Origin of the sequence: Mesorhizobium sp. (assembly GCF_024509055.1) — a bacterium.
In the GTDB taxonomy this organism is placed as follows: Bacteria; Pseudomonadota; Alphaproteobacteria; order Rhizobiales; family Rhizobiaceae; genus Mesorhizobium.
The window spans coordinates 1-2,260 of record NZ_JANINM010000278.1; the positions used below are offsets into that span (position 1 = coordinate 1).

The following is a 2,260-nucleotide window of genomic DNA, read 5'->3' on the forward strand; positions in this document are numbered from 1 at the left end:
ACGGATGAGGGGTGTTCCAGGGAACACCAGCGCCTCACTCCGCTGGAACACCCCTCATCCGGCCGCTCCGCGGCCACCTTCTCCCACAAGGGGAGAAGGGGGAGTTCGCTCCGCCTGCCTGGCCGCGACCCGGCGCATCGCATTCACCCGCCGCCTGAAAATCTCCGTGCGCATCGCCAACAGATGCAGCGTGAAGAACAGCACGGTGAAGCCGAGCGCCATCACGCCAAGCGGCCATAGCATCGAGGGGTCGATGGTCGGCCCGCCGAGCCGGAAGACGGAGGCTGGCTGGTGCAGCGTGTTCCACCAGTCGACCGAGAATTTGATGATCGGGATGTTGATGAAGCCGACCAGCGTGATGATGGCGGCGGCCCAGGCGGCGCGGCCGGCATCGTCAAGCGCGCGCGTCAGGGCGATGATGCCGAGATACATCAGGAAGAGCACGAAGACCGAGGTCAACCGCGCGTCCCACACCCACCAGGTGCCCCACATCGGCTTGCCCCAAATGGAGCCAGTGATCAGCGCCAGCGCGGTGAAGGTGGCGCCGATGGGCGCCGCGGATTTCAGGGCGACGTCTGCCAACGGGTGCCGCCAGACCAGCGTGCCTAGCGCCGAAAGCGCCATGATCGTGTAGCACATCATGGCGAGCCACGCGAAAGGCACGTGGATGTACATGATGCGCACCGTGATGCCCTGCTGGAAGTCTTCCGGCGCGGTGAAGCTCATATAGAGGCCTACCGCGAGCAGGATGGCGGCAACGGACGCCAGCCATGGGATGACCCTGTCGGCCAGTCCGACGAAGCGCGTCGGATTGGCAAGATCGGTCCAGCCGGCGAGACGTGAGGTGGTGTCGCTCATGCCGACCTAAATAGACCGGAGATGTGTTCGGGGCAATCGGAGGAGTGTCGCAGGCGGTGCCCATTGCCTTCTCCCCTTGTGGGAGAAGGTGGATCGGCGCATAGCGCCGAGACGGATGAGGGGTGTTCCAGCGGAGTGAGGCGTTGGCGTTCCCTGGAACACCCCTCATCCGTCGCCTTCGGCGACACCTTCTCCCACAAGGGGAGAAGGGAGAAACTGCCTTACGCGGCTTCGTTGACCGGGCGGCTGAGGCGGCGGACTTCCTCGTCGTTGAGCAGGCCACCGGCGCGCAGCAGCGAGGCGAAACGACCGTTGCGCAGCGACAGCTCGGTGAAGCCGCCGAACTCGACCACCTTGCCCTTGTCCATGAAGACGACCAGGTCGGCGTCGCGGACCGTGGTCAGACGGTGGGCGATGATGAAGGTGGTGCGGTTGCGGCGCAGCTCGTCGATGGCTTCCTTGACGCGATCCTCGGTCTCGACGTCGAGCGCGCTGGTCGCCTCGTCGAGCACCAGGATCGGAGCGTCCTTTAGCACGGCGCGGGCGATGGCGATGCGCTGGCGCTCGCCGCCCGAAAGCTGGCCACCGCGCTCGCCGACGACGGTGTCGTAGCCGCCGCTCTTGGCCAGGATGAAGTCCTGCGCGGCGGCGGCGTTGGCCGCGGCGTGGATCTCGTCATATGTGGCCTCGGCGCGGCCAACGCGGATGTTGTCCTCGATCGAGCGGTTGAGCAAGCCGGCGTCCTGGAAGACGGTGGCGATCGAGTGGCGCAGCGACTTGCGGGTCACCGTGCGGGTATCGATGCCGTCGATCAGGATACGGCCCTTAGACGGCGTGAAGACACGCTGCAGCAAGTTGATGAGCGTCGTCTTCCCGGCGCCGGTCGGGCCGACGATAGCGACGGTCTGGCCCGCCTGGACCTCGAAGGAGACGTCCTCGATGCCATGGCCGGAATTGGCGAACTCGAAGCTGACGTCCTCGAAGCGGACATGGCCGGTGACGTTGGTCAGCTCGCGCAGGCCGTCCGGCTCGGCGGCGTCGGCGGCGGAGTCTTCCAGACGATAGAAGTCCTCGAGCTTGGCGCGCGCCTCGGAGATCTGGGTGGAGAACGCCGACATCTGGTCGAGGCGGGCGATCAGCATCCCGGCGAAGCCGATGAAGGCGACGACATCGCCGACGCGGAGCTCACCACGGGTGACGAGATAGGCGCCGATCGACAGCACGATCATCATAGAGATGGTCGAGGACAGGCGGTTCAGCGCATTGGCGATTGCCCACCAGTCGAGCACGGGGTTCTGCGCGTCGAGCAGGTCCTTGACGTAACGCTTCAGCGTCGCGGTCTCGTGGCCGATGCGGTTATAGCTCTGCAGCACGGCGACATTGCTGACGCTGTCGGTCACAT

At 65.7% G+C, this 2,260-nt stretch carries 2 protein-coding genes; both read right to left on the reverse strand.

Going from position 1 to position 2,260, the window contains the following annotated elements; all coding sequences use genetic code 11:
- Window positions 1–54: 54 nt before the first annotated feature.
- Complete coding sequence (locus Q0L57_RS13025; RefSeq protein ID WP_296743222.1) at window positions 55–858, reverse strand: heme ABC transporter permease; 804 nt, start codon at window positions 856–858, stop codon at window positions 55–57.
- A 221-nt stretch (window positions 859–1,079) separates the two neighbouring features.
- A partial coding sequence (locus tag Q0L57_RS13030) for a glucan export ABC transporter ATP-binding protein (RefSeq protein WP_296743223.1) occupies window positions 1,080–2,260 on the reverse strand: 1,181 nt, incomplete at its 5' end.

Excerpts from the sequence above, each read along its gene's own strand:
- Q0L57_RS13025 (WP_296743222.1), bottom strand. The coding sequence starts at position 858 with ATGAGCGACACCACCTCACGTCTCGCCGGCTGGACCGATCTTGCCAAT.